Source organism: Enterococcus sp. AAFC-DPL-6103, assembly GCF_058216595.1.
This window is the reverse complement of sequence record NZ_CM177102.1, coordinates 1,868,121-1,894,306: the sequence shown is the minus strand read 5'-3', so window position 1 is coordinate 1,894,306 and position 26,186 is coordinate 1,868,121. Positions and strand designations below refer to the sequence as shown.

Annotated in this window: 21 protein-coding genes; 19 read left to right on the top strand and 2 right to left on the bottom strand. The window is 36.6% G+C overall.

Annotated features, from left to right (window positions below; all coding sequences use genetic code 11):
• The first annotated feature begins 190 nt into the window (after positions 1-190).
• From dnaX to AC4BC3_RS08935, 19 genes are all read left to right on the top strand, one after another.
• On the top strand, positions 191-1,936 hold the full coding sequence (gene dnaX, locus AC4BC3_RS09025; RefSeq protein WP_490466321.1) for a DNA polymerase III subunit gamma/tau: 1,746 nt from the start codon (positions 191-193) through the stop codon (positions 1,934-1,936).
• A gap of 21 nt (positions 1,937-1,957) precedes the next feature.
• Complete coding sequence (locus AC4BC3_RS09020; protein ID WP_206911009.1) at positions 1,958-2,272, top strand: YbaB/EbfC family nucleoid-associated protein; 315 nt, start codon at positions 1,958-1,960, stop codon at positions 2,270-2,272.
• A 23-nt stretch (positions 2,273-2,295) separates the two neighbouring features.
• Positions 2,296-2,892 carry a recombination mediator RecR gene (gene recR / locus AC4BC3_RS09015; protein WP_067480382.1) on the top strand — a complete coding sequence of 199 codons (597 nt, stop codon included), beginning with the start codon at positions 2,296-2,298 and terminating at the stop codon, positions 2,890-2,892.
• A 64-nt stretch (positions 2,893-2,956) separates the two neighbouring features.
• Positions 2,957-3,601 (top strand): dTMP kinase, encoded by a 645-nt coding sequence (gene tmk, locus AC4BC3_RS09010; protein WP_490466320.1) that lies wholly within the window; start codon positions 2,957-2,959, stop codon positions 3,599-3,601.
• Between the two features lie 14 nt (positions 3,602-3,615).
• A complete protein-coding gene (gene darA, locus AC4BC3_RS09005) occupies positions 3,616-3,945 on the top strand; it encodes a cyclic di-AMP receptor DarA (RefSeq protein ID WP_067480388.1) in 330 nt (109 codons plus the stop codon).
• Between the two features lie 8 nt (positions 3,946-3,953).
• Positions 3,954-4,907: a DNA polymerase III subunit delta' gene (gene holB / locus AC4BC3_RS09000; RefSeq protein WP_490466319.1), complete on the top strand. Its 954-nt coding sequence runs from the start codon at positions 3,954-3,956 to the stop codon at positions 4,905-4,907.
• 19 nt (positions 4,908-4,926) lie between these two features.
• Positions 4,927-5,751, top strand: coding sequence for a PSP1 domain-containing protein (locus AC4BC3_RS08995; protein WP_206911015.1), 825 nt, complete (start codon positions 4,927-4,929; stop codon positions 5,749-5,751).
• Positions 5,744-6,091, top strand: a complete 348-nt coding sequence (locus tag AC4BC3_RS08990) for a DNA replication initiation control protein YabA (protein ID WP_067480400.1) — start codon at positions 5,744-5,746, stop codon at positions 6,089-6,091. The genes AC4BC3_RS08995 and AC4BC3_RS08990 overlap by 8 nt, the downstream gene beginning before the upstream one ends.
• Positions 6,092-6,173: 82 nt before the next feature.
• Positions 6,174-7,046, top strand: coding sequence for a 16S rRNA (cytidine(1402)-2'-O)-methyltransferase (gene rsmI, locus AC4BC3_RS08985; protein WP_490466318.1), 873 nt, complete (start codon positions 6,174-6,176; stop codon positions 7,044-7,046).
• A gap of 333 nt (positions 7,047-7,379) precedes the next feature.
• Positions 7,380-8,486, top strand: a complete 1,107-nt coding sequence (gene dinB / locus AC4BC3_RS08980) for a DNA polymerase IV (RefSeq protein ID WP_490466317.1) — start codon at positions 7,380-7,382, stop codon at positions 8,484-8,486.
• Between the two features lie 198 nt (positions 8,487-8,684).
• Positions 8,685-10,313, top strand: coding sequence for a mannitol dehydrogenase family protein (locus tag AC4BC3_RS08975; protein ID WP_490466316.1), 1,629 nt, complete (start codon positions 8,685-8,687; stop codon positions 10,311-10,313).
• Positions 10,314-10,315: 2 nt separating this feature from the next.
• Positions 10,316-11,389 (top strand): mannonate dehydratase, encoded by a 1,074-nt coding sequence (uxuA, locus tag AC4BC3_RS08970; RefSeq protein WP_490466315.1) that lies wholly within the window; start codon positions 10,316-10,318, stop codon positions 11,387-11,389.
• Between the two features lie 97 nt (positions 11,390-11,486).
• Complete coding sequence (gene uxaC / locus AC4BC3_RS08965) at positions 11,487-12,902, top strand: glucuronate isomerase (RefSeq protein WP_490466314.1); 1,416 nt, start codon at positions 11,487-11,489, stop codon at positions 12,900-12,902.
• A gap of 20 nt (positions 12,903-12,922) precedes the next feature.
• Entirely contained in the window at positions 12,923-14,443 is a 1,521-nt protein-coding gene (locus AC4BC3_RS08960; protein ID WP_490466313.1) for an MFS transporter, read from the top strand.
• Positions 14,444-14,681: 238 nt separating this feature from the next.
• A complete protein-coding gene (locus AC4BC3_RS08955; RefSeq protein ID WP_490466312.1) occupies positions 14,682-15,125 on the top strand; it encodes a hypothetical protein in 444 nt (147 codons plus the stop codon).
• A 150-nt stretch (positions 15,126-15,275) separates the two neighbouring features.
• Positions 15,276-18,656, top strand: a complete 3,381-nt coding sequence (locus AC4BC3_RS08950) for a hypothetical protein (RefSeq protein ID WP_490466311.1) — start codon at positions 15,276-15,278, stop codon at positions 18,654-18,656.
• Between the two features lie 292 nt (positions 18,657-18,948).
• Positions 18,949-20,268: a glycosyltransferase family 2 protein gene (locus tag AC4BC3_RS08945; protein WP_206907597.1), complete on the top strand. Its 1,320-nt coding sequence runs from the start codon at positions 18,949-18,951 to the stop codon at positions 20,266-20,268.
• Positions 20,269-20,371: 103 nt separating this feature from the next.
• A complete protein-coding gene (wecB, locus tag AC4BC3_RS08940) occupies positions 20,372-21,466 on the top strand; it encodes a non-hydrolyzing UDP-N-acetylglucosamine 2-epimerase (protein ID WP_490467308.1) in 1,095 nt (364 codons plus the stop codon).
• Between the two features lie 37 nt (positions 21,467-21,503).
• Complete coding sequence (locus tag AC4BC3_RS08935; RefSeq protein ID WP_490466310.1) at positions 21,504-23,006, top strand: helix-turn-helix domain-containing protein; 1,503 nt, start codon at positions 21,504-21,506, stop codon at positions 23,004-23,006.
• 64 nt (positions 23,007-23,070) lie between these two features.
• Here the strand turns inward: AC4BC3_RS08935 and nrdG are convergent, their stop codons facing one another.
• Entirely contained in the window at positions 23,071-23,673 is a 603-nt protein-coding gene (nrdG, locus tag AC4BC3_RS08930) for an anaerobic ribonucleoside-triphosphate reductase activating protein (protein WP_206907603.1), read from the bottom strand.
• Positions 23,674-23,823: 150 nt separating this feature from the next.
• The gene (gene nrdD, locus AC4BC3_RS08925) at positions 23,824-26,007 is read right to left on the bottom strand and encodes an anaerobic ribonucleoside-triphosphate reductase (RefSeq protein WP_206907605.1); all 2,184 of its coding nucleotides are present in this window, start codon (positions 26,005-26,007) and stop codon (positions 23,824-23,826) included.
• Positions 26,008-26,186 lie beyond the last annotated feature (179 nt).

Below are 26,186 nucleotides of genomic sequence, written 5' to 3'. Positions count from 1 at the left end.
CTAAAGAAACAGCTTAAATTATTTTCTTTATTATACCATAGGGAAATGAAAATGCTGTCAGCCAAAAGTCTTAAAGAACTTTTGCGGGAATGAACGTTTTCTCTTGGAAAAAGCCGATGAGTAGAGTAGTTTTTTTTAATAAAATCACGTATAATAAATAATAGTGAATTTTTTTAAGAGGGGGATCTATATGGCATACCAAGCACTTTACCGTGTCTGGCGTTCACAACGCTTCGATGACATTGTAGGCCAAAAAGCTGTTACACAGACATTGAAAAATGCTATCGTTTCCCATAAAACATCTCATGCGTATTTATTTACTGGACCTCGTGGAACTGGTAAGACGAGTGCAGCAAAAATTTTTGCCAAAGCAATCAATTGCCCGAACAGTCGAGATGGTGAACCTTGTAATGAATGTGAGATGTGTCGATCAATTACAGCTGGAACACAAGAAGATGTAATTGAAATCGATGCTGCAAGTAATAATGGTGTGGAAGAAATCCGTTTTATTCGAGATCGCGCCAACTACGCACCTACGAAGGCAACTTATAAAGTTTATATTATTGATGAAGTCCATATGCTTTCGACAGGGGCTTTTAATGCGTTATTAAAAACACTGGAAGAGCCAAAAGAAAGTGTCATTTTTATTTTGGCAACGACAGAACCATATAAAATCCCTGCAACGATTATTTCTCGTACACAACGATTTGATTTTAAGCGAATCAATGCATCTGATATTATTGAGCATTTGGAATTTATTTTAAATGAATCAAATATTTCTTATGAAGAGCAAGCATTAGGCGTCATCGCACGCTCAGCTGAAGGTGGAATGCGTGATGCCTTAAGCATTTTAGACCAAGCAATTTCCTTTAGTGAAGGGACGATTACGCTAAACGATGCAATGCAGGTGACTGGTAGCTTAACATATGAAATGATGGATGATTATTTAAGTGCTTGTGTCGAACAGAATGTTGCGCAAGCATTGAATGCTTTGGAACAGATGTTAGCTGCAGGGAAAGAAGCCCGTCGCTTTTTAGAGGATCTATTGCAATATTGTCGTGATTTGTTGATGTATCAGCAAGCACCTCAATTAGTGACAGAGAAAACAAGTCAGTTAACTACAACTTTTGTTAGTCTTTCACAAGAAATAAAAGCAGAGCAGCTTTTCCAAATGATCAAAATATTAAGTGAAACACAAAATGAAATTCGTTTTACCAATAGCGCTACGATTTATTTGGAAGTCGCAACTGTTAAGTTAGCGCAAAAACAACCAGCAACAAGCCTGAGCCCATTGTCTCAGGGAGAACCAGCCGAAAGCCAAGCTGTCGAGAAGCTTCAGCAAGAAGTTTCCACGTTGAAAAAAGAATTAAAAGAACTCAAAAAGAATCATGGTACAGCCAGTAATAGTCAAACTGTGCCACAAGCCGTGCATAAAAAACAAGCGAGTTCTTATCGTGTACCGACTGAACGAGTGTATCAAGTATTAAAAGAAGCAACGCGTCAAGATCTGAATCAGGTCAAAGAAGTTTGGGATGATTTATTGATGAGCTTGTCGGTTACACAACGAGCAATGTTGAAAGCAAGCGAACCAGTGGCAGCTGGACCAAAAAGTATGGTCATTGCTTTCGACTACGAAATCGTTTGTCAACGAGCGACAAATGACGATGAGTTACAATTAGCAATCCACAATAATTTGAGTCGAATGATTCATGATTATGCACCAGATACTGTGTATATCACACGAGAAAGCTGGCCAGAATTGCGTAAGAATTATTTGATCCAAAGTAAAGACAATGGTCAGATGAATTCTTTTGTTCCAGAAACAGATGAAGAAGAAATCGAACTGATCCCACAAGAACCAGAAACAACGGAAACTGTGGTAACAAAAGCAGAGGAGCTTTTTGGAACAGATTCAGTAACAATTATTGATGATTAAAATTCAAAGGAGAGATGTACAATGATGCGTGGAATGGGAAATATGCAAGGCATGATGAAACAAGTGCAAAAAATGCAAAAAGAAATGGTTCAGGCACAAGATGCGTTGAACGAAAAAGAATTTACAGGAGTGGCTACAAATGAATTAGTTAAAGTTGCTTTCACTGGGGATCGACGTATGAAAGACGTTGAAATCAAACCAGAAATCCTAGACCCAGAGGATCCAGAAATGTTGCAAGACTTGTTAGTGATGGCTATCAATGATGCCTTAACGAAAATTGACACAGAAACTGAAAAAACAATGGGTAAATATACCAAAGGAATGCCTGGATTCTAATTTTTCGTGAAGGAGTAATGATTATGCAATATCCAGAACCAATTGCCAAACTGATCGACAGCTATATGAAACTTCCTGGGATTGGTCAAAAAACAGCTACACGTTTAGCATTTTTTACAATCGATATGAAAGATGAAGTAGTCAATGAATTTGCCAAATCGTTGTTAAGTGTCAAACGTGATTTGCACTTTTGTAGCATTTGCGGAAACATTACTGAAGAAGACCCTTGCGAAATTTGTAAAGATCCGTCACGCGACCGTAGTATTATTTTAGTAGTCGAAGAACCAAAAGATGTGATGGCAATGGAAAAAATGCGCGAGTATCATGGTTTATATCATGTTCTTCATGGTGTGTTATCGCCAACTGAAGGAACTGGACCAGAAGACATCAATATTTCCTCTTTATTGCAACGCCTGCATAACGATGAAGTAAAAGAAGTCATCATAGCAACAAACGCAACAACGGAAGGTGAAGCAACTGCGATGTATCTATCTCGTTTGATCAAACCTGCTGGTATCAAAGTTACTCGACTAGCACATGGATTATCTGTTGGTTCAGATATCGAGTATGCAGATGAAGTTACGTTGTTAAAAGCAGTAGAAGGACGGCGTGAGCTGTAATTTTTTGAAATAATTTGAATTTCAGCTACAATGAAGATGTAGTACGAGAGATGGAGGCAAAAATGTGAACGGACTATTTATTACAATTGAGGGACCAGATGGTGCTGGAAAAACAAGTATCTTGAAGGAATTATTTCCTCTATTGAAAAAAGTCGCAAAAACAGAAATGATTCAAACAAGAGAACCTGGTGGCATTCCAATTGCGGAAGAAATTCGCCAAGTTATTCTTGATCCTAAAAACGAACGAATGGATGAACGAACAGAAGCACTTCTCTATGCAGCGGCTAGAAGACAACATCTAATTGAAAAGATTTTGCCAGCTTTAGAAGAAGGTAACATTGTTCTTTGTGATCGTTTTGTGGATAGTTCACTTGCCTATCAAGGAGCTGGACGACGTATTGGAATGCGCGAAATTGCTCGCTTGAATGAGTTCGCGACTGAAGGATTGACACCTGATTTTACTCTATATCTGGATGTTGATTCTGATACAGGATTGCGTCGTATCCAAAAAAATCGTCAGAATCAAATTGATCGATTAGATTCTGAGGGACTTGAGTTTCATCAACGAGTTCGTCATGCGTATCTAAAACTTGCAGAAGAATACCCAGAACGTATTCATAAAATTGATGCAAGATTAAGTTTTGAAGAAGTTCTTCAGGCTAGTTATTATGCCATTATTGATAAATATCCACAATTTTTTGAAAATTAGGAAGGTGACTGTGTATGAAAATTATTTTAGCTATTATCCAAGATAAAGATAGTAACCGTTTATCGAATGAACTGATTGATGCCAATATTCGCGCAACAAAATTATCTTCAACTGGTGGCTTTTTAAAAGCCGGCAATAGCACATTTATTGTAGGGATTGAGGATGAACGAGTAGACGAAGCACTTGAAATTATCAAAAAGACTTGTGAATCTCGTAAACAATTTGTTTCAACACCAGTTACGTTGGATATTTCTATGGATGGTGGTGTTCCTTACCCAGTAGAGGTGGAAGTTGGCGGAGCAACAGTCTTTGTTTTACCTGTCGAAGGATTCCATCACTTTTAGGAGGAGCTATGAAACAAGAAGAGTTAGTAAAACTGGCTCAAATGCAACATTTCGTTTATCAACAACTTCAACGAAGTTTTGAGCATGGGCGTCTCGCTCATGCTTATCTTTTTGAGGGCGAAAAAGGAACGGGTAAATATGAAATGGGTATTTGGTTGGCCCAACATCTATTTTGTACACACTTAGTAGATAACCGGCCTTGTGGTATTTGCAATAACTGCCAGCGAATTCAAAATAATGAACATCCAGATGTATTAGTGATCGAACCTGAAGGGCAAACAATCAAGGTCGATCAAATTCGTCGTTTACAAACAGAATTTAGTCGAAGTGGCTATGAATCAAAAAAGAAAGTTTTCTTGATCAAGGAAGCAGAGAAAATGAACGTTAGCGCGGCAAATAGTCTACTTAAATTTTTAGAAGAGCCACCGGGTGATTTTCTAGCAATTTTAGAAACGGATGCGATTGGTCGGATTTTACCAACGATTCAATCACGTTGCCAAGTTTTACATTTTCAAGAACTTTCAAAAGAAGTTTTAATTCACAAATTACAGGAAGAACAAATTCCATTGGAAAAAGCGAAACTTTTAGCATTCTTAACCAACAGTTTACGAAAAGCAGTTGAAATCTCAGAAGATGAATGGTTTAATGAGGCTAAGGACTCGATTTATCAGTGGTTCACTTATCTACAAAAGCAAGATCCTCAAGCATTTATCTATGTCCAAAAGAAATTGACTAAAGTATTTAAGGAAAAAAATCAACAGTTTATGGCACTTTCAATTCTGTTATTTTATTTCCAAGAAGCACAAAAGCAAGCAATTGCTACTGAAGAATCAAGCAAAACAAAAAAAGCCAATCAAATCATTGAACGCATTTTAGTTGCTGAACAAAAATTGCGTAGTAACGTGAGTTTTCAAGCAGTAGCTGAACAGTTCGTTTTACAAACGATTTTTAATTATAGCTGAGTAACCAAGGAGGTTGGAAATGGTAGAAGTAGTAGGCGTCCGTTATAGAGATGCTGGGCATATCTATTATTTTGCGCCAGGGGATTCTGAATATTTTTATAATGATAAGGTGTTAGTCGAATCTCAACAAACCTTACATATTGCAACAGTTGCCATTCCCAAACGAGAACTTGATTCCCAAGATTTACCAGAAGAAGTCAAACCAATTTTGCATAAAGCTTCGGCTACCGAGCTAGCAAAAGAACAAAAAAATCAACAAGATGCTACCGAAGCGCTGAAAATCGCTAAACAAAAAGCACGTGAACATGAACTAGAAATGAAAATCGTGAAAGTGGAGTATACTTTTGATCGCAGCAAAATGATTTTTTCTTTTACTGCTGATGGACGAATTGACTTTCGGGATTTGGTGAAAGAGTTAGCAAGTATTTTTCGGACTAGGATCGAGTTACGCCAAATTGGTGTCCGTGATGAAGCAAAAATTATTGGTGGAATTGGGCCCTGTGGTCGACCATTATGCTGTTCGACATTTTTAGGAGATTTTGTACCGGTTTCGATCAAGATGGCGAAAGATCAAGGTCTTTCTTTGAATCCAACAAAAATTTCTGGCTTATGTGGACGTTTGATGTGTTGTCTGCAATATGAGAGCGCAGAGTACGAGGCAGCAAAAAAAGAACTCCCTGACTTTGGGAAAATGATTGAAACACCTGATGGTAAAGGGAAAGTCGTAGGATTAAATCTACTTAGCCGAATGGTAAAAGTTCGGTTGACGGGACGAGAAAATCCAGTGGAGTATGAATGGGATGAACTAAAAGACTTCATTCAAGTAGGTGAGATGAATGGATAAGCGATCTTTATATGACGGTTTAAACCAGCTAGAATCAGAATTACGAAATACCTTAACTGAATTAGTAGAAATGAAGCATGCACTTCATGAAATCGTCGAAAAAAATACCACGCTTGAGATGGAAAACCAACGTCTGCGTGAACATTTGCGTGAGCTGAATCAAGTAGCCGAAGCACCCGCTGAAAGTGTCAAACAAGAATTATCGAAATCCCGGATGAATTTAGAAAAAATTTATGAAGAAGGTTTTCATGTTTGTTATGACTTATACGGTTCACGTCGCGAAAATGATGAGCCGTGTGCGTTTTGCTTGGAAGTTATTTATCGTGAAAGTGGACGGTAATATTTAAAATTTATCTATGTTAGGGCAAAGATGTGAGTCAGTCGACTTGTGTCTTCGCTCTTTTTTATTAAGGAGGCAGGAAATGTATAACCAAAAAAGTTTTAAGGATCATTCAGGTATAGGAACTTTATATCTTGTTCCCACACCGATTGGTAACCTTGAAGATATGACTTACCGAAGTGTTCGTCTGTTACAAGAAGCAGACTTGATAGCAAGTGAAGATACACGTAATACACAAAAATTATTAAATCATTTTGAGGTAGAAACACCACAGAAAAGTTTGCATGAACATAACTACAAAGAAAGAATTCCATACTTACTTGAACAATTAAAAACAGGACAAAGCATTGCCCAAGTAAGTGACGCGGGAATGCCTTCTATTAGTGATCCTGGTCATGAATTAGTTGTTGCATGTATTGCAGAAGGAATCCCAGTCGTATCAGTACCCGGCCCTACAGCAGGTATTACTGCTTTGATTGCTTCTGGTCTCGAACCACAACCGTTTTTATTTTATGGGTTTTTACCAAGAAAAAAGAAGGAACAAAAAGAAATATTGATGCAATTAAAGCCTCAAACAGCAACACTTATTTTTTATGAATCACCTTATCGTGTAAGTGCTACACTTGAAAATATACGCGTGGTACTTGGAAATCGTCAAGTGGTGTTATGTCGGGAACTAACTAAAATTCATGAAGAATATCTACGTGGAGATGTAGACGAACTATTAATGTATCTAAAAGAAAATCAAATCAAAGGTGAATGTTGCTTGATGGTCGCTGGCGACGATGGTAGTTTGACTGAAGCAGAGGAAGTTATTCAAATCTCTTTGAGAGAACAAGTAGAAGCCTTGATTGCAACTGGTGAGAAGCCAAATGCTGCTATTAAGAAAATAGCTGCGGCAAATCACCTGAAAAAGCAAGAAGTTTATCGACAATTTCATGAATTAGATGAATAGTAGCAAATTCAATAACCAATACACAAAAGCTTAAGGAGCGAAACAGAACCATGTTTTGCTCCTTTTTTGAATGGTGACTTAGTGTACATATGAAAACGATTCGTGTAGAAGAAATTCAATTTTAAAAATAGATATTTTTTTACATGAAACAAAATACACGGACGATTTTTTGTTGAATAAGTCGAACTATCTTATGATTATGCAAAACGAATGGCATACCCATTTATCAATGATCATACATTTTTTAAAACCTCAAAGTTAAATTAGAATAGCTTGATAGGGAACAAAAGTTCGACTATAATAACAATGAGAATAAGATCGAGGTGAATACCAATGGAACTACAGTTTCCTTTACATAATGATACATCAAGAAAGATCATCCATATCGACATGGATGCTTTTTTCGCCTCGGTTGAAGAACGCGATCATCCAGAATTTAGAGGGCACCCATTAGTGATTGCTCGCCATCCCAGTGATACTGGTGGTCGAGGTGTCGTGACAACGGCAAATTACGAAGCGAGACAATATGGGATTCATTCAGCGATGAGCGCACAAAAAGCATTTGAATTGTGTCCAACAGCCATTTTTAAACCTGGTGATCATCAAAAATATTCGGAAGTATCTCAAGTTGTTCGTGAAGTTTTTCGGAGATACACTGAAGTCATCGAGCCAGTTAGTATCGATGAAGCGTATCTAGATGTGACAGAAAACAAAGTGAATTGTAAATCAGCAATTAAAATTGCTCGAATGATTCAAGCAGATATCTGGGAAGCAGTTCATCTAACTTGTTCGGCAGGAGTTAGCTATAATAAATTTCTGGCAAAACTGGCTTCTGATTTTCAAAAACCACGTGGAATTACTGTGGTGACACCTCAAGAGGCTGTCTCTTTTCTAAAAAAATTACCAATAGAAAAGTTTCATGGAGTTGGAAAAAAAACAGTGCCAAAAATGAATGAGCTAGGAGTTTTTACAGGTGCAGATTTATATGAGATGAGTGAAATGCAATTGATTCAAAATTTTGGGAAAATGGGGTATTCCCTTTATCGAAAGGTTCGTGGGATTCATGATTCGCCTGTAAATGTTACGCGAGAGCGAAAATCAGTTGGCAAAGAACATACCTATGGTCAGCCACTCCAGACAGAAGAAGCTGTCTTAGCACAGCTTCGACAGCTAGCAGAGAAAGTAGAAGAAGCACTGAGAAAAGTCCAAAAACACGGGAAAACAGTCGTATTAAAAGTTCGCTATACTGATTATTCAACAATTACGAAACGGATAACCTTACCAGAATACATTTATAAAAAAGAGGCACTTTATTATCAGGCCAGTTTGATTTGGGAAGAAATTCTTGGTGTCGAGAAAGGCATTCGGTTGTTAGGGATAACACTCACTAACTTGGATCCTATGACCTATGAAAATATAGTTTTGCCTTTATGGGAATGAATGATTGATTATAAATAAGAGAAAGCACACTATCTGCGAGGTGCTTTCTCTTATTTGAGTTATTCTGATATATTAGTATTTGCTATTTTTTTTATTAGTAAGGTGAAAAAAATAAAATTGACGTATTGACAAAGCCAAAATTGGCGAATATAATGCAAGTATCAAATTAACTGATATATCAGTTTTAGGAGGGATTCTGTGATTGACTTAAAAGGTTGGCAAAAATCAGTAACGGAATTAAAACAAGTTGGCATCGCTATTCCTACTTATGATGTTGATGAAGTTAAGAAAAAAGGAAAAAAATCGCCAGTGTGGCTTCATTTTGGTGGTGGAAATTTATATCGTGGATTTCATGCAGAAATTGCACAGCGATTAGCTGATGCAAAAGAATTAACTGCTGGTATTGTTGTTTGTGAAACTTTCGATAAACAAGTAATTGATAAGGCTTACAAACCGTTTCATAGTGATGTAGTAGAAGTTATCATGCATGATGATGGGACCTTAGATAAGAAGCTTTTAGCTGCGACAGCAGATGCTTTCTTTTGTCATCCTAGTGAGAAAGAAAGTTTTGCACAAGTCGTTCAATATTTTGAAAATCCGGCCCTAAAGTTTACGACCTTTACGATTACCGAAAAAGGGTATCACTTGAAAGATGCTGCTGGGAATTTTTTTCCTGTAGTAGAAGCGGATATTCAAAATGGCCTTGAAGCTCCGCAACATACGATAAGTATTGTGACGGCTTTATTACACAAACGATTTTTAGCGGGAAAATTACCAATTGCCATGATTTCCACGGACAATTTTTCACAAAATGGAAAGCGATTCCAAAATAGTGTGCTGACAATTGCACAAGGATGGCGAGAAAAAGGCTTTGTATCTCAAGCATTTATCGAGTATTTAACTGATTCTGAAAAAGTAGCTTTTCCTTGGAGCATGATTGATCGTATTACACCAAACCCTGCAAAAGTTGTACAGACGGAACTTGAGAAACTCGGTTTTGTTGATATGGAAATGATCCATACAGAAAAACATACGAATATCGCACCGTTTGTGAATACCGAAGTTGTCCATTATTTAGTGCTCGAAGACTACTTTCCGAATGGACGTCCTGCTTTAGAAAAGGCGGGCGTTATCCTTACAAGTCAAGAGATTGTTGATAAAGCAGATGTGATGAAAGTCACCACTTGTTTGAATCCACTTCATACGGCTATGGCCATCACTGGTTGTTTACTTGGTTATCAATCAATTGCAGCTGAGATGGAAGATGAAGAAATTGTGGGATTAATCAAAGCCATTGGGTATCAAGAAGGCTTACCAGTAGTAGAAGATCCAAAAATAATTGATCCCAAAGAATTTATTGATGAGGTGATTGAAAAACGTTTGCCTAATCCCAATATTCCAGATACACCACAACGAATTGCAAGTGATACTTCCCAAAAAGTAGCGATTCGGTTTGGCGAAACAATTAAAAAGTATGCAGAGAGATCAGCTACACAATCACTTGTATTTATTCCAGTAGCGATTGCTGCTTGGTTGCGTTATTTGTTAGCAATTGATGATGAAGGAAATACATTTGTACCAAGCTCTGACCCACTATTACCTGAATTACAGGAGCAACTAAGAAGTCTTCATTTAGGTGAACAATCTGCGGAAGTGATCCATCACAGTGTTGCAACTATTCTAGCCAATGAAACTATTTTTGGGTCAAATTTATATGAAGTTGGACTTGGTGAAAAAATCGAACAAATCGTAGCAGAAATGTTAGTAGGTCCTGGAGCAGTGAGAAAAACGATTCGTACCTACTTAACAAATTTCGGAGGAAGATAATCATGGAAATGACGTTTAGATGGTATGGTTCACAAGAAGAAAAAATTACATTAGAAGAGATTCGCCAAATTCCAGCGATGAAAGGCATTGTGGGAACGCTTATGGATATCCCCGTTGGAGATGTATGGCCGAAAGAACGAATCAAAGCATTGAAAGAAGAAATTGAAGCAGCAGGATTAACATTAAAGGTAATTGAAAGTGTGAATGTTCATGATGATATCAAGATTGGTTTACCAAGTAGAGACAAATATATTGCAAATTACCAACAAACGATTCGTAATTTAGCTGAATTCGGTATTGAAGTAATCTGCTATAATTTCATGCCGGTTTTTGACTGGGTAAAATCAGATCTTGATTATCGCTTGCCAGATGGCTCTTCAACATTAGCATATATCGCAGCAGACATTCCAGAAGATCCTGAGGAAATCATAAAAAAAGTGGAAAATTCAAGCAATGATTTTGAATTACCCGGTTGGGAACCAGAACGGTTGGCCAAAGTAAAAGAATTACTGCGAGCTTATAAAGAGGTGGATGAAACAAAATTGCGTGAAAACTTTGCCTATTTCTTGAAAGCAATTATCCCAACTTGTGAAGAAGTTGGAATAAAAATGGCTGTTCATCCAGATGATCCACCTTATTCGATTTTTGGCTTACCACGAATCGTGAAAAATCGGGAGGACTTGGACTGGATTTGTCGGGTAGTGGATAGCCCAGCAAATGGGATTACGTTATGTACAGGCAGCATTGCAGAAGATCCAGCAAATAATGTTTATGAAATCATGGCAGAGTTTTGTCAACGAGATCGAATTCCGTTTGCACATGTTCGTAACATTAAATTTATTCAAGGAAAAGATTTCTATGAAGCACCACATAAGTCAGAATATGGTTCATTAGATATGTATCAAATTTTAAAAGCAATGTATGATAACGGGTTTACTGGCTATATCCGTCCTGACCATGGACGCATGATCTGGGGAGAAACGGGACGGCCAGGTTATGGCTTATACGATCGGGCACTTGGAGCGATGTATTTGAATGGCATTTGGGAAGCTTTAGAAAAAGAGCAACAGAAATAATTCTAAACGATTCATTTCAACAGTAACAATGAAGGAGGTTGAGCAAGTTTCAAGTTCAGCCTCTGAATAAAAAATAAAAAGAAGGAAGCGCTTAACTATGTTTTTAGATGAAAATTTTTTATTAACAAATGAAGTAGGACGCAAGTTATTCCATCAATATGCCAAAGAGGAACCAATTATTGATTATCACTGCCATTTAGAGCCAAAAGCTATTTTTGAAAATCAACAGTATGAAAATTTAACTCAAGTCTGGCTCAATGACAAAGGAGCAGGCGATCATTATAAATGGCGCTTGTTGCGAGCAAATGGTGTGGCTGAAGAACTGATTAGTGGCGACGGGGATGATTATGAAAAATTTTTGGCATTTGTTAAAACAATTGAGAAGGCAGTCGGTAACCCAATTTACGAATGGTCGCATTTAGAATTACGTCGATATTTTTCGATTGACTTGATCATTAATCAAAAGAATGCACCAGAGATTTGGCGACAAGCAAATGAAAAAATTCAAACAGACGCATATCGTCCAAAAGAATTATTAAAAATGATGAAAGTCAAGGCAATTTGCACGACCGATGATCCTGCTGACGACTTGAAGTATCATGCAAAATTGGCACAAGAACATAATTCTTTTAAAGTATTGCCAACTTTTCGTCCTGACAACACTTGGGCAATTACTACAGAAGAATATCGTGAATACTTAGATAAATTAGGTGTAAGCGCCCAGATACCAATTCACACATTTTCAGATTTAACAACTGCTTTATCAAGAAGAATCGACTTTTTCCATAAAATGGGCGGACGTTTAGCAGATCAAGGATTAAATACATTTGTATATGCTTCAGCAACAGAAGAAGAATTAGATGTCATTTTAGCACGTGCATTAACTGGAGAAACGAACTTTACAAGAACTGAAGTTGCTCAATTTACAACAGCAATCCAAAAACATTTGATGGGAGAATACTATCAACGTCAATGGACGATGCAAATGCACATGAACGCCTTTCGAAATGATTCAACGAAAATGAAACGAGAAATCGGAATCAATGTTGGTGGTGACTCGATGGGAGATCAAAGTGGACTGACAAAAAATATCGTAAAATTATTTGCAGAAGTTGAAGAAGCAAACCAGTTACCAAAAACGATTTTATACTCGCTGAATCCAAATGACTGGTTACCACTAGCAACTGCTATGCAAAGTTTCCAAGGGGAAATCATTCAAAAACTTCAACTTGGTTGTGCGTGGTGGTTTAACGATACTTGTGAAGGAATGCGCAATCAATTAACCATTATGGCGCAACAAAGTTTATTGGCTAATTTTACTGGAATGTTGACTGATTCTCGCAGCTTCTTGAGTTATCCACGTCATGAATATTTCCGTCGCGTATTATGTCAGCTCCTAGGTGAGTGGGTCGATCAAGGTCGTTTACCTGATGATAATGAATATTTGGGACAAATCGTCAAAGATATTTGTTTTGACAATGCGCATGAATATTTTGGTTTTTTTGAAAGCTGACGGAAGGTGGATGAAGAGAAATGGATAAGAAAAAACAGTGGGTTTACCAACCTAAAAAGATTACAATTGGTCGTGGAGTGGCTTATGGATTGACTGATTTGATGGGCGGCGGTTGGAATAATATCGTTTCAGGAGTCATTTTTGCTTTCGTGTTGAGCCAAGGAATCAATCCGGCGTTTGCTGGAGCAATCACAGGGATTGGTCGAATTATTGACGCGGTGTTTTCCTTATTCTTTGGTGCAATCACGGATGGCTTTTATCGAACAAAATTAGGTCAACACTTTGGCCGACGTCATTTCTTTATTCTACTAGGCGGAATTTTGTTCACAGTTTTATTTCCATTATTCTGGGTTCAAGCAGATAGCTGGGTTTATTATCTAGTGATTTATGTAGCCATCGAACTTGCAATTGCTATGGTTTTGATCCCATGGGAAACTTTGCCAACGGAAATGACCACTGATTACAACCTCCGTACGATTTTATCTAGTTCACGCATGTTTATTTCTGCCACTGGGACAGCGCTTGTTTTCTTAGTGTTAGCAGCGTTGCAGCACATGAAAAATCCGAATGCCTATCTTATTACTGGAATCATTTGGACGGTGATTTTTGTTGTCGCTATTTTTGTTTCTTACCGAACTACTTGGGAACGTCCGTTGACACCAGAATTTTTAGCAGAGTTAGAGAGCCAGCCAAAATTATCTTTAGGTGAATTCGTGAAAAAAACAGTCAAAGATTATTTTTCAACCTTTAAGAATCGTGCATTTCGCCAACATCTAGGTATTTATTTATTGTCATTTACCGGAAAAGATTTTTATTCTACTTTGCTACCAACTTTTATTATTTGTTGTATTCATGGTGTGAAAGAAGATACACCTTGGACACTCCAAGCACTTTCTATTTTTGGTATCGTTGCAACATTAGTGGCTGCACGATTGATGTTGACACATGGACCTCGCTATTTGTTTACACTTAGCTACATCACGATCATCATTACTATGGTTGGTTATTTCTTAACATGGGCACTCCATATCCAAAATGCTTTTTGGGTCTTAGTAATCATTTCAGTTTTTTATCAATGTGCGCGCGCAATTTTAGAATTTACACCATGGAATGTTTTTCCATTTATTCCAGATGTTGACCGCATGATGACACGAGGCGATCGCGCGGGCATCTATGCAGCAGTGATGACGTTCTTTAGAAAATCAACGGGTGCATTCGCTTCTTGGATTGCTGGGATTTTATTAGCAGAAATTGGCTTTGATTCAAAAACGATGACGAACTTTACGAATACACCACATCATATTCAAACGGGAATCGCATTGATTTTCTTTATTGCCCCTGTTATATTGATTTCTTGCGCGTTAGTGATGGCACTAACATTCAAATTGAATCGTGAAACACACGAAGTATTGAAACAAGAAATCGATCGCTTAGAAGAAGGCGGATTGAAAGAAACAGTTACACCAGAAGCAAAAAATGTCGTAGAAGAATTAACTGGGCATCCGTATCAAGACGCTTGGCCAAAGCAACCTGTTATTTGATGACCTACTGAATATACTGAATAAAACAAGGAACCTTTTTGATTATTAAAAGGTTCCTTGTTTTTTTGTTGATGACTTTAGTCAGTGTCAATTACGAAAGAGGTTGGAACGAAAAAAACACGCGTACTGCGGGTAGATATTTACTTCATTTTATCTATTTTTGTCAAAAAATAGATAGGTAAAAAATAATACGAGAAATGATTTCCTAGTATACTTTCGAAAAAAGGGGGGAGTCCAAGTGCAAGTCATTGATCTCCAATGTTTTGTGGCAGAAATTGACGGATGTAATAAATATATTTTATTTGATACACGACCAGCTTATGGGAATGTAACAACATATTTAAATAATGAAATTGAGATTGTATTGAAAAAAGATGAAGAAGAAGTGGCATACCTCTTTAATCATAAGTTTGATACAATCATGGATCTTCAAGATTACAAATGGGTCAAATCACAAGCAAGCGAAAGGCAAGTGTCTTATTTTTTACCAGATATAACCATTTATTGTGTGAAAGTGAAAAGAAAAAACACACAAGAAGAATTGTATAAAAAAATTGCGTTACCTCGAAGTTATTCAACGATTGAAATGGTCGATCGACGTTTGACCCGTTTTTTTCAGGAAAGCTGTTTTGAATGGATAGATTGTCAAGAATTAGTACATTTTGATGAATTAATTAGCTGAAAGACTAGGCTTAGTCACTTGTTAGCAGTATTTCTGCTATGTACTAAAAAATGAATTATTTTTTTTTGTGTTGATTTTCTATGAATTAAAATAATTATCAAAAAGAAATGAAGATAAAATATGTCTTAGCAAAAGGAAAGAAGGTAAAAAATGAAAATGTTCAAACATAAAAAAAGAAAAGCATTGATTGCTGGACTATTATTTTCAGCATTGATCTTGCCAACTCAGATCAATGCACAAGAAACCAGCAATACCATTCCTACAGATGGATTGACTACAAAACAAAATGCAACTGAAGTATCACCACGAATTAGTGTCGGCACTGGATATAAGAACTATATCAATAATGTGACGATTACTGGTGGAGGAATGTTAAATATCTCTACTGGCTCAAAATCAATGTTACAAGTGGGTATCGGTACACAAACAAAAACTGTGATTAAAATCGATCCCGAGATTGCTTCTGAGTTTTTCAGCACACCTAATTATAAACAATATATCCACGGAGAAGTAAAAACGAATCCAACCAGTGGAATTGGGACACATCGTCGCGATATTGAAGATATTTGGGAAAAGAAACCAAGTTTAGGTAATCTTTATAGCCAAGAAACTGCATACTACGATCAGGATCTACAAGCAATCGTTTTGAAAACTGAAAAAGCAATTGCAAGTATCACCGCTTATCAAAATGTTGATTTACGAATTGATTTAGGTAAATGGCATACAGATACTGAAAAAGTAGTTGAAAGAAAATCAATGTATCGTTTTTCTGTCAACTCTGCTTCTGCTGACTGGGGATTAGGATGGAACTGGGGCGGTTCAGAAACAATTTTAGATCAATGGGGCTTATGGGGAGATGGCAATCCATTTGAACGTGGTTCATGGATTGAGGATCCCGTAGAACCTACTTCTTTGAAAACTGAAGATGATGAGCATTTTTCTGGTAATGGAAAGCAAGATATAAGTAATGAACATGAGACAGAATATAGCGTTACCTTAAAAAAAGGAAGTTCTACGATCAAATCAAATATCCAAATGGATGCGACCGGCAATTGGGATGCTGATTTATCTGGATATGGTTTAAAAAATGGCGATACGATTTCAGCCTATGTAGTTGGAAATGAAACACAACCTAATGGAAATGGTGTGAAAGATCGTAAAGAATCTAGTGCGACACGTTACACAGTTGGGAAAGATTCTATTCCTTGGGACCAATGGAAAGTGGTAGCACCAACTATCAATGATGCGTATGACGAAGAAACATTAATCAGTGGATTGCTACCTAATCAAAACTTACAAAAAAATCGTTACTATACTGTGAAAGTATTGGTTGATGGTAAAGAAGTGTATAGTCATGATTATGACGGTGAAAGTAATGAATATCGTGCACCGATTTTCGGTGACGAGCTAGTTAAAGGACAAACAATCGAAGCTTACATTATTGGAAATGAGCCAATCGAAGGAAGTAACGGAACGGTCATCCCTAAAGAAAGTGCACATGTGAAAACTGTTGTTAAGGAAAACCAAGAATCAGAAAATACTTGGGAGAATTGGCAAGTAAATGCACCTAAAATCGATCGTGAAACGACAGAAGGTGATACCTCTGTTGTTGTCGAAATCCCATCGCAAAACCGTTTCAATGGTCGTAGCTATGATATGGAACTTACATTGAATGGTGAAAAGATAGCAACTAAAGCTATTTCAACATCAGGAGCTCAATTAGATATCTCTTTAGATAAGCCATTAAAAGAAAATGATGTCTTAACAGCAAAAGTCATCGGACATGAAGATGGCGAGAAGGACAAAGTCAGTCAAGTAGATCAATGGAAGATCGTTGATAATACTAACTGGTCAGACTGGCAAGTAAATGCGCCAACGTTGAACGAAGTCAAAACAACAGATACAAAATTAACAGGGAACGTAAACGAACAAGATGTTGAAGCAGGACGCACGTATGAACTAAAAGCGACACTGAACGACAAAGAAATCGGAACAATCAAAGTGGAAGCTGGCAAAGAATTCAGCATGGACTTACCAGAAGGCACGACCTTAAACGAAGGAGACAAAGTAGCCGTCCAAGTCATTGGTCATCAAGCAGGTAAAGAAGACAAAGTGAGTGAACAAGCGAAACAAACTGTAGTTGATGGAACCAACTGGTCAGACTGGCAAGTAAATGCGCCAACGTTGAACGAAGTCAAAACAACAGATACAAAATTGACAGGGAACGTAAACGAACAAGATGTTGAAGCAGGACGCACGTATGAACTAAAAGCGACACTGAACGACAAAGAAATCGGAACGATCAAAGTGGAAGCCGGCAAAGAATTCAGCATGGACTTACCAGAAGGCACGACCTTAAACGAAGGAGACAAAGTAGCCGTCCAAGTTGTTGGTCATCAAGCAGGTAAAGAAGACAAAGTGAGTGAACAAGCGAAACAAACTGTAGTTGATGGAACCAACTGGTCAGACTGGCAAGTAAATGCGCCAACGTTGAACGAAGTCAAAACAACAGATACAAAATTGACAGGGAACGTAAACGAACAAGATGTTGAAGCAGGACGCACGTATGAATTAAAAGCGACACTGAACGACAAAGAAATCGGAACGATCAAAGTGGAAGCCGGTAAAGAATTCAGCATGGACTTACCAGAAGGCACGACCTTAAATGAAGGAGACAAAGTAGCCGTCCAAGTCGTTGGTCATCAAGCAGGTAAAGAAGATAAATCAAGTAAAACAGTTGAACAAGTCGTTCAATCCATCAAACATCCTACGATTTCTGAATTTGACAAGGGGTATTGGCGTAATTATGGTCTAGTTTTTGAAGGGAAGATTGACAATGAAGATTGGGATTTATCTGATGCTTCTCATATTCAAAAACAAGGATTAATCTACGATGAATCAGGTAAAATCGTCAAAGAAATGCCAGCAGCTAACCATAACTGGTACGACCCAGCGAGATACAATGGGTATCAAGTCATTGTCGACAATGATGTATTAGGTGAATTAGTAGCTGGAAATTACACGATTGGTATGCGCGTGACAATTGATGGACAAGTAATGGACGAATTACCATTACAAATCAAACCACAAATGACACGAATGGGTCCTATCCATAATGATTTCAATGATTTAGAACAAGTAACGTTAAAACAAAATACCATCAAACCGGGTGTCATCAATAACACTCCAGGTTTCAATGTGTCAACTTCAAGTGAGACAGAAGAAGTTCATTTGTTTAATAAATATTGGAATGATGAAGATCAATTAGTTTTTGATGGTTACTTCATGAACGTTGCGCATCAAGGCACAACTAAAAAATTACAGATTACTGACAAAAAAGGTCAAGAAGTCTATCAAAAAGCAGAACTCGAAGCTGCACCAGATTCATGGGGAGTTCCGACCGGTGTTGCTGATGATGATACATTCCAAGCAATCATCCCAATCGAATTCCGTGATCAAAGTCAATATGATTATACGATTTCCTTAATAACAGAAGATGGAACTGAAGTTTTCACACATCCACTAGTATAGTTATTTTAAGACTAATTGAAGTAACCATATAGTAGAAGTAAGCCGGACAATTCAAAAATATTTCCTTATTTTTGAATTGTCTTGCTCTATTTCTTGCTGAAACAAGCAAATGTTTATAGAGATTCAGTATATGAAATAAGTAAGCATGTGGATAAAAAGGATTTTATGTGTCGATGTAGAGCAATGACTGTTCACAGTTTTAGCTAATAAAATGAATAAAAAGATTTATTCGCAGAGTTGCGACAAGACGTTTGTCACAACTCTTTTTCTATGAAAAGAAAGAGGAGAAAGAATGTTTAACCTACCAAATTATGCGTTTTTACCAATGAAATGGCTAGCAATTTTCATGGTCATTATTGTTTTTGCCAACTTGATTTATTTTACCACGCTCTCCATTTTCGGGTTAAAAAAACCAAGACGTGACTATAAATTAGTACTAGATCAAAAGAGATTTGTCTTCGTCGTACCTGCTCATAATGAAGAAGCTGTGATTGGTCCTACGGTCAAAAGCTTAGTAGATCAGAATTATGACCCAAAATTATTTGATATCGTAGTGATTGCGGACAACTGTACAGATCAAACGATTGATGTCGTCCAATCTTATCCACGAGCAACTGTTTTTGAAAATGTTTCTGGACCAGAAGATCCACGAGGTAAGCCACATGCAATTGCTCGATATGTAGAAACAAACCATTGGAAATCTTATGATTACATTGCATTTATTGATGCCGATAATATTGTTGATCCAAATTACTTAAGAGAAATGAATTCACAGATTATAGCTTATCCAGAATTAACTGTTATTCAAGGATATTTAGGCATGAAAAACGTTCGTTCTTCGATTACAGCTTCTGGCTACGCTGCAGTGTATTTTATTACAAATCGTGCTGTTCAAGCAGCAAACTATTTATTAGGATGGAATGCAGCTATTGGCGGGACAGGGTTTATTCTTGATACCAATTATTTAGCAGAACATGGGTGGAATCCGCGAAGCTATACGGAGGATTTTGAATTACAAGTTGAACTTTCGATTGCCGGGAAACGCAGCGGTTGGAATCACTTTGCGGTTGTTCACGATGAAAAGCCTGACTCCTTGATTGCAAGCCATCATCAACGAACACGATGGGCACAAGGACACTGGTATGTTGCATTTACAACAACTTGGCGACAGATTCTTTCACTTTTCAAATCAAAAAGTTTAACTGAACTCTTAAGTAAAGTAGAAACACTTTTTTATTCTTATTCTATGGTGAGACCGGTAGCAATGCTAGTGATTTTATTTTTAAGTTTGATTGACAAACGAATTTTAGAATACTTGCCAAATTTATTTTCGCTATTAACATTCTGGTTGAGCATTGAAGCATTGAATTTCTTGATTATCCCAATCGTCTATTTTTCTGAAGAAGCAAAAGAATATTTTGCAGATGAAAAGGGAATCATCAAAAAAATTATTTTTTTCATCCGCTTAGTTATTGCCTTTATTTATAATTCAATTACTTACATGGCTGCCCAGCTAGTAGGATTTTGTACATGGTTCAAACCACAAAATAAATGGAATAAAACAGTTCATAAGGCAACATTCGATCGAACAAAAGAGGAGGCTGCTGAATGAAGAAAAAATGGATAAAAAACTTAGAATTTCTTGTAGTAGTTGTTTTACTACTAGGCTTTTTTTATTTGTCAATTTAGAAAGGAAGTTAAATTTGATTAAAATCATGACCGTTTTTGGTACACGTCCCGAAGCAATCAAAATGTTACCAATTGTAAAAGAAATCGAAAAGCATCAAGAAAAATTTAAAGGAATTACTGTTGTTACTGGGCAACACCGGGAAATGTTGGATCAAGTTTTATCAGTATTTGAAGTAAAACCAGATTATGATTTAGCTCTGATGAATAAAAATCAGACATTAGCAGATATAACTATTGGAATTATTACTGAATTAGACAGTATACTAATGATAGAACAACCGGATATCATTTTAGTCCATGGTGATACAACAACGACTTTTGCCGCTAGCTTGTCTGCTTTTTATCATCAAATCCCAATTGGGCATGTAGAAGCCGGCTTGAGAACTTGGGATAAATATAGTCCGTTTCCTGAAGAAATGAATCGCCAACTAACCGATGTGTTAAGTGATTTTTATTTTACTCCAACAAATGTAAGTAAAGAAAATTTGCTAAAAGAAAATCATCGAGCTGATCGTATTTTTGTTACAGGAAATACAGTGATTGATGCTTTGAGCTACTCTATTACACCAGACTATACCCACGAAATCTTAACAAAGTTAAATACAGATCATAAGTTTATTTTATTGACGATGCATCGCAGAGAAAATCAAGGACAACCGATGGTCAACGTTTTTCTAGCAATCAAACAATTAGTAGAACGCCATCCTGAGTTTGAAGTGGTGTTTCCTGTACATCTTAGTCCAAAAGTTCAGTCAATCGCTGAGCAATATTTAGCTGATGTGGAACGAGTGCATCTCATCGAACCATTGAACATGGTTGATTTTCATAATTTAGCTGCTAGAAGTTATTTGATTCTAACAGACTCAGGTGGTGTACAAGAAGAAGCTCCTTCATTACAGAAACCTGTTTTAGTTTTACGCCAAGAAACGGAACGCCCAGAAGGAGTGGCTGCGGGTACTTTAAAAATCATAGGAACTGAGACAGAGAATGTTTTACTAGAAACAGAAAAGTTGATCTTAGATCCACAAGCATATGATGAAATGGCAACAGCTAAAAACCCGTATGGAGACGGGCACTCTTCTGCCCGGATATTAACAATTATCGAGGAAAACTTTACTTGAGAATTGTTAGAATAAATGGTACTTGGAGGAGATAAACATGTATGAGCTTTTTTTGAATAAAAAAAATGAAGGAAAACTAGCAATCTATAAATTTTTACTCTTTTCTAAGAATGGTCGAACAGAAGAAGAAATAATGAACGAGTTTTTCTTGAGCAAAACGACATTTAGACGCTATATGAATGAGTTAGAAAATGATTTGCAGACGATTTTCCAAATGGGTGTGATGATCCAATACAATTCGTTTGGTAATCTAATGATCACGCGTTCAATTGAATATACGATTGGGTACACGATTGATCAACTAAGAATTTTATATATCAAAGAAAGTTCACTTTTCCAAGTCTTAACAGCACTTTTTTCTAAAAGTTACTTATCGGTGGATCAATTATCAATTGACTTGAATCTCAGTACACCACATGTTTATAAAAGCTTATCAATGATCAAATTGATTTTAAAAAAATTTGATGGAACGATTTATTTAAGTGAATTTGGTAATTTAGAAGGTAGTGAATTTGGTATTCGCTACTTCTGTTATCTGATTTACTGGAATGTTTTTAAAACGAGTACAGAAAATCCGTTTTCACCGCGTGTACTTCCAGAATTTCTAGATATTGAGTACTTGAAGAAGAATATGGGAATCAAGAAAAATCTGACTTTCTCACAAAAAATGAAAATCAGAATGATACAGGCAATTACTTGTTTTCGGATTACCAATCGAAAAAAAGAGTTAGATGTACCAGAAGAATATCTGGTAGATATTCAATTTTTTTATCGTGGCGAAAACCTTTTGAATTTAGGGGGATTCCGAGTAGATGAAGCTACATTAGTAAAAGAGTCAATGGCTTTGAGTTTTTTTATTCGAGGATTGGTTTTTGATGTTGATACACCAGAAATGAGACGAAAAATTGTCAAAGATTATCAGCAATCAGCATTAACAGTTGCTCGATTGACAGAGAATATATTAAATGATTTTCATCAACAGTTTGGCTTTGAGTATCGGAAAGAAATGTATGATGAATCTTATTACTTATTGCTATGTTTTCTTATTTACTGTAAACATATTCACATGGAAGTAGACGAATATTTTGAAAATTCGATTCAGAAAAATGAACGAATAGTTAAGGAAAATCGCAATTTTGAACTTTTTCGGCATAAACTAATACATTTCATTACCAGCTATCAGGAATTTACACAATTATCCACATTAGCGAGTGAACAACTGGCTCACTTGCTTTTTTATATTTATGATTTGAATACATCAACACCTCACGTCAAGGTATTTGTGATGAATAATGGAGCAATTGGTAATGGTTATTTGATTAAGAATGGTATCCAAGAAGTTTTTAATGCGGATATTTTACGAATTGTCGAAGATCCAGAAGAAGCAGACTTGATTATTTCTGATGTTTACGAAGGTGTAGAGGTAAAGGCAGAACGATTTTATTTTAATAATATTTATGATGAAAAAAATTGGGAAGGACTGATTCAGTACCTTTCAGAATTTATCTTTCAGAAAATATTTTTTAAAGATTCAATTTAGAAAAACAAAAACCCACTACCAGAATTGATTGAATGATCAATTTTAGTAGCGGGTGTTCTTTTTGTTAGATTAGGTCTTGTTTTTTGATCTGTTCGTATGTTTGAGTAGCATCGAAACATTTTTCCCAGATAACTACTTTCTTTTGTGCTAAAGATTTTTGAACATCGACAATTCGTTGGTTACTGCTTCCACGAAATTGTAGCTTCAAGTCACGTTTAGAAAGATCGAAACGACCATCGACTAAGATATCAATTTCTGCTAACAAAGCTAACTTGTCTTCAGAATCTTGTAACAATTCATCAAACGTATAACCAGTCCAAGACCAGATATCTTTCGCATGACCAAACTCTTGACGGATTCGGCGAACAACTTGCAAACAAACATCTGTATTCAAAAAAGGTTCACCACCAAGCAGAGTCAAACCTTGAACATAATCATGGCGTAGATCTTCAATTATTTTTTCTTCTAGTTCTTGAGTGAATGGTTTCCCATAGTGGAAATTTTGAGCTGCTTTATTGAAACAACCTTCGCAAGCAAATAGGCAACCACTGACGTACAAACTATTCCGGACGCCCTCACCATCGACAAAATTAAATGCTTTATAGTCAGCAATATAATTTTGACTATACTCTTCAGCTAACCATTCTTTTGGTTTTGGATTTCTCATCAAAACACTTCTTTCTCCTATAATATAAGTTCTTGTACTCTAGCTAACAAAGCAGTTTAAGTGTTAGTAGAAAAGTGCTTATCAAAAAAGTTGTGACAAAAAGTAATTTGACTTTTATCACAACTTTCAGTTTTACACTAAGTTAGTGGATTACTTCATGTGTTTTACACGAGAAGAAATTTCTTTATGACGTCCATGAACCATTGGGCGAGCTTGAGGATTACCCAAATAACCACAAGTCCGTTTCACTACGTCACAAGTTTTTGGATCATGGTTACCACATTCAGGACATTCAAAGCCACGTTCTGTTGGGGTAAAATCACCTTCAAAACCACATTCATAGCAATGATCAATTGGTGTGTTTGTTCCAAGATAGCCAACTTTGTCATAAGCAAAATCCCAAACAGCTTCCAATGCTTTTGGATTTTGTTGCAACATTGGATACTCACAGTAGTGGATGAACCCACCAGAACAATATTGTGGGTAATCTTTTTCAAAATCAAGTTTTTCAAAAGGTGTTGGATTTTTGCGAACATCATAATGGAAACTATTTGTGTAATATTCTTTATCTGTAATATTATCGACGAGACCAAATTTTTCCGTATCTAAACGACAGAAACGATCGGTCAAACTTTCACTTGGTGTTGAATAGACACTAAAGTGATAACCATATTCATCGCCCCAATGATCTGCATTGGCTTTTAACTTTTTAAGAATAGCTAAAGTGAATTCTTTTGCTTCCGGATTTGTTTCCCATTCGCCACCGTAAAAAGCAGAGGCTACTTCATACAATCCAATGTAGCCAAGGGACACAGTTGCCCGACGATTTTTAAAGAGTTCATCCACAGCATCTGTACGTGAAAGACGTTTACCGAAAGCCCCGTACATATATAGAATTGGCGCATTTGCAGGGATAGCTTCTTTACAACGTTCTACGCGATAAACCAAGGCATCCTTCATGATTTCAAGACGATCAGCTAATAGTTGCCAAAACTTTTCTTGACTTCCTTTTGCTTCCATTGCAATTCGAGGTAAGTTTAGCGTGACTACACCTAGATTCATGCGCCCCACATTGATTTCTGTTCCATTTTCGTCTTTCCATCCTTGTAAGAATGAGCGACAACCCATTGGGACTTTGAAACTACCTGTTAGTTCAACGATTTTGTCATAATTTAAAATATCTGGGTACATCCGTTTGGTTGCACATTCCAAAGCTAATTCTTTAATATCATAGTTTGGATCCGTTGGCGCAAGATTCACGCCAGCTTTGAGTGTAAAAATGAGTTTTGGAAAAATGGCTGTTCGTTTTTCGCTTCCAAGTCCATTGATTCGAATTTGTAAAATAGCCTTTTGAATTTCACGTTCAAACCAATTTTCACCAAGTCCAAAGCCAAGAGAGGTGAAAGGTGTTTGTCCATTAGAGGTAAACAAGGTATTGATTTCATATTCTAAACTTTGCATTGCATCAAAGATATCTTTTTTTGTTTTTGCTTTGGCGTAAGCTTCTTGTCGTTCTGTTGTTTCGACCCATTCTTGTGCATCTTTTAAATGTTTTTGATAATTTAATTCAGCAAATGGCGCAAGTAGTTCATCTGTGCGATCAGCCGAACAACCACCATACTGACTAGAAGCTACATTGGCGATGATTTGTGAGATTTGGGCAGTTGCTGTTTGAATCGATTTTGGTGATTCAACTTCAGCATTCCCAATTTTAAAACCATTATTTAACATGCCTTTAAAGTCAATCAAACAACAATTGGTCATTGGTGTATATGGATGATAGTCTAAATCATGATAATGGATATCGCCTTTTTGATGGGCATTGGCAATATGAGGAGGTAACATTTTCAAACCAATTGACTTACCAACGATTCCAGCAGTCAGATCACGTTGCGTATTAAAAACATTACTGTCTTTATTCGCATTTTCATTGACAACTGTTTGATCCTTGTTGATCAATTTTTCAATGGAAAAGTTGATATCAGTTGCTTTGCTACGTTCAAAATCACGTCGTGTACGATAACGGATATATTCTTCAGCAAGTTCATATTCATTTTTTTCAAGTAGAATGTGCTCAACGATATTTTGAACTTCATAGATTTTGACATTTTCAACAAAACGGCTCTTGATTTCGGCGACAACTAAGTCAACGATTGACTGAATCCGTTCATAGGCAAGGGGAGACAAAGAGCCATGAATTTTCTTCTCAGCTTTGACTAATGCTTCATTGATTTTTTGTTCATCAAAGTCGACGTGACGACCATCACGTTTAATGATTTTGATTGTGGGTGATTGTACTTCGTTGGCTGGCATTTCTTTATAGTTTACCTTCATCTTCTCAACTCCTACTAAATTCTTCTTGTCTATCATAAAACAAATTAATAAAACGGGCAACTATATGTAGGGGGTTATTTGATGTATAAACAAGTGAATATACCATATATGGTGTATATTCCTTTGTGAAAAAAAGTGAAAACGTGCAAACACAGGATTTATAAAATGAATAAAAAAAG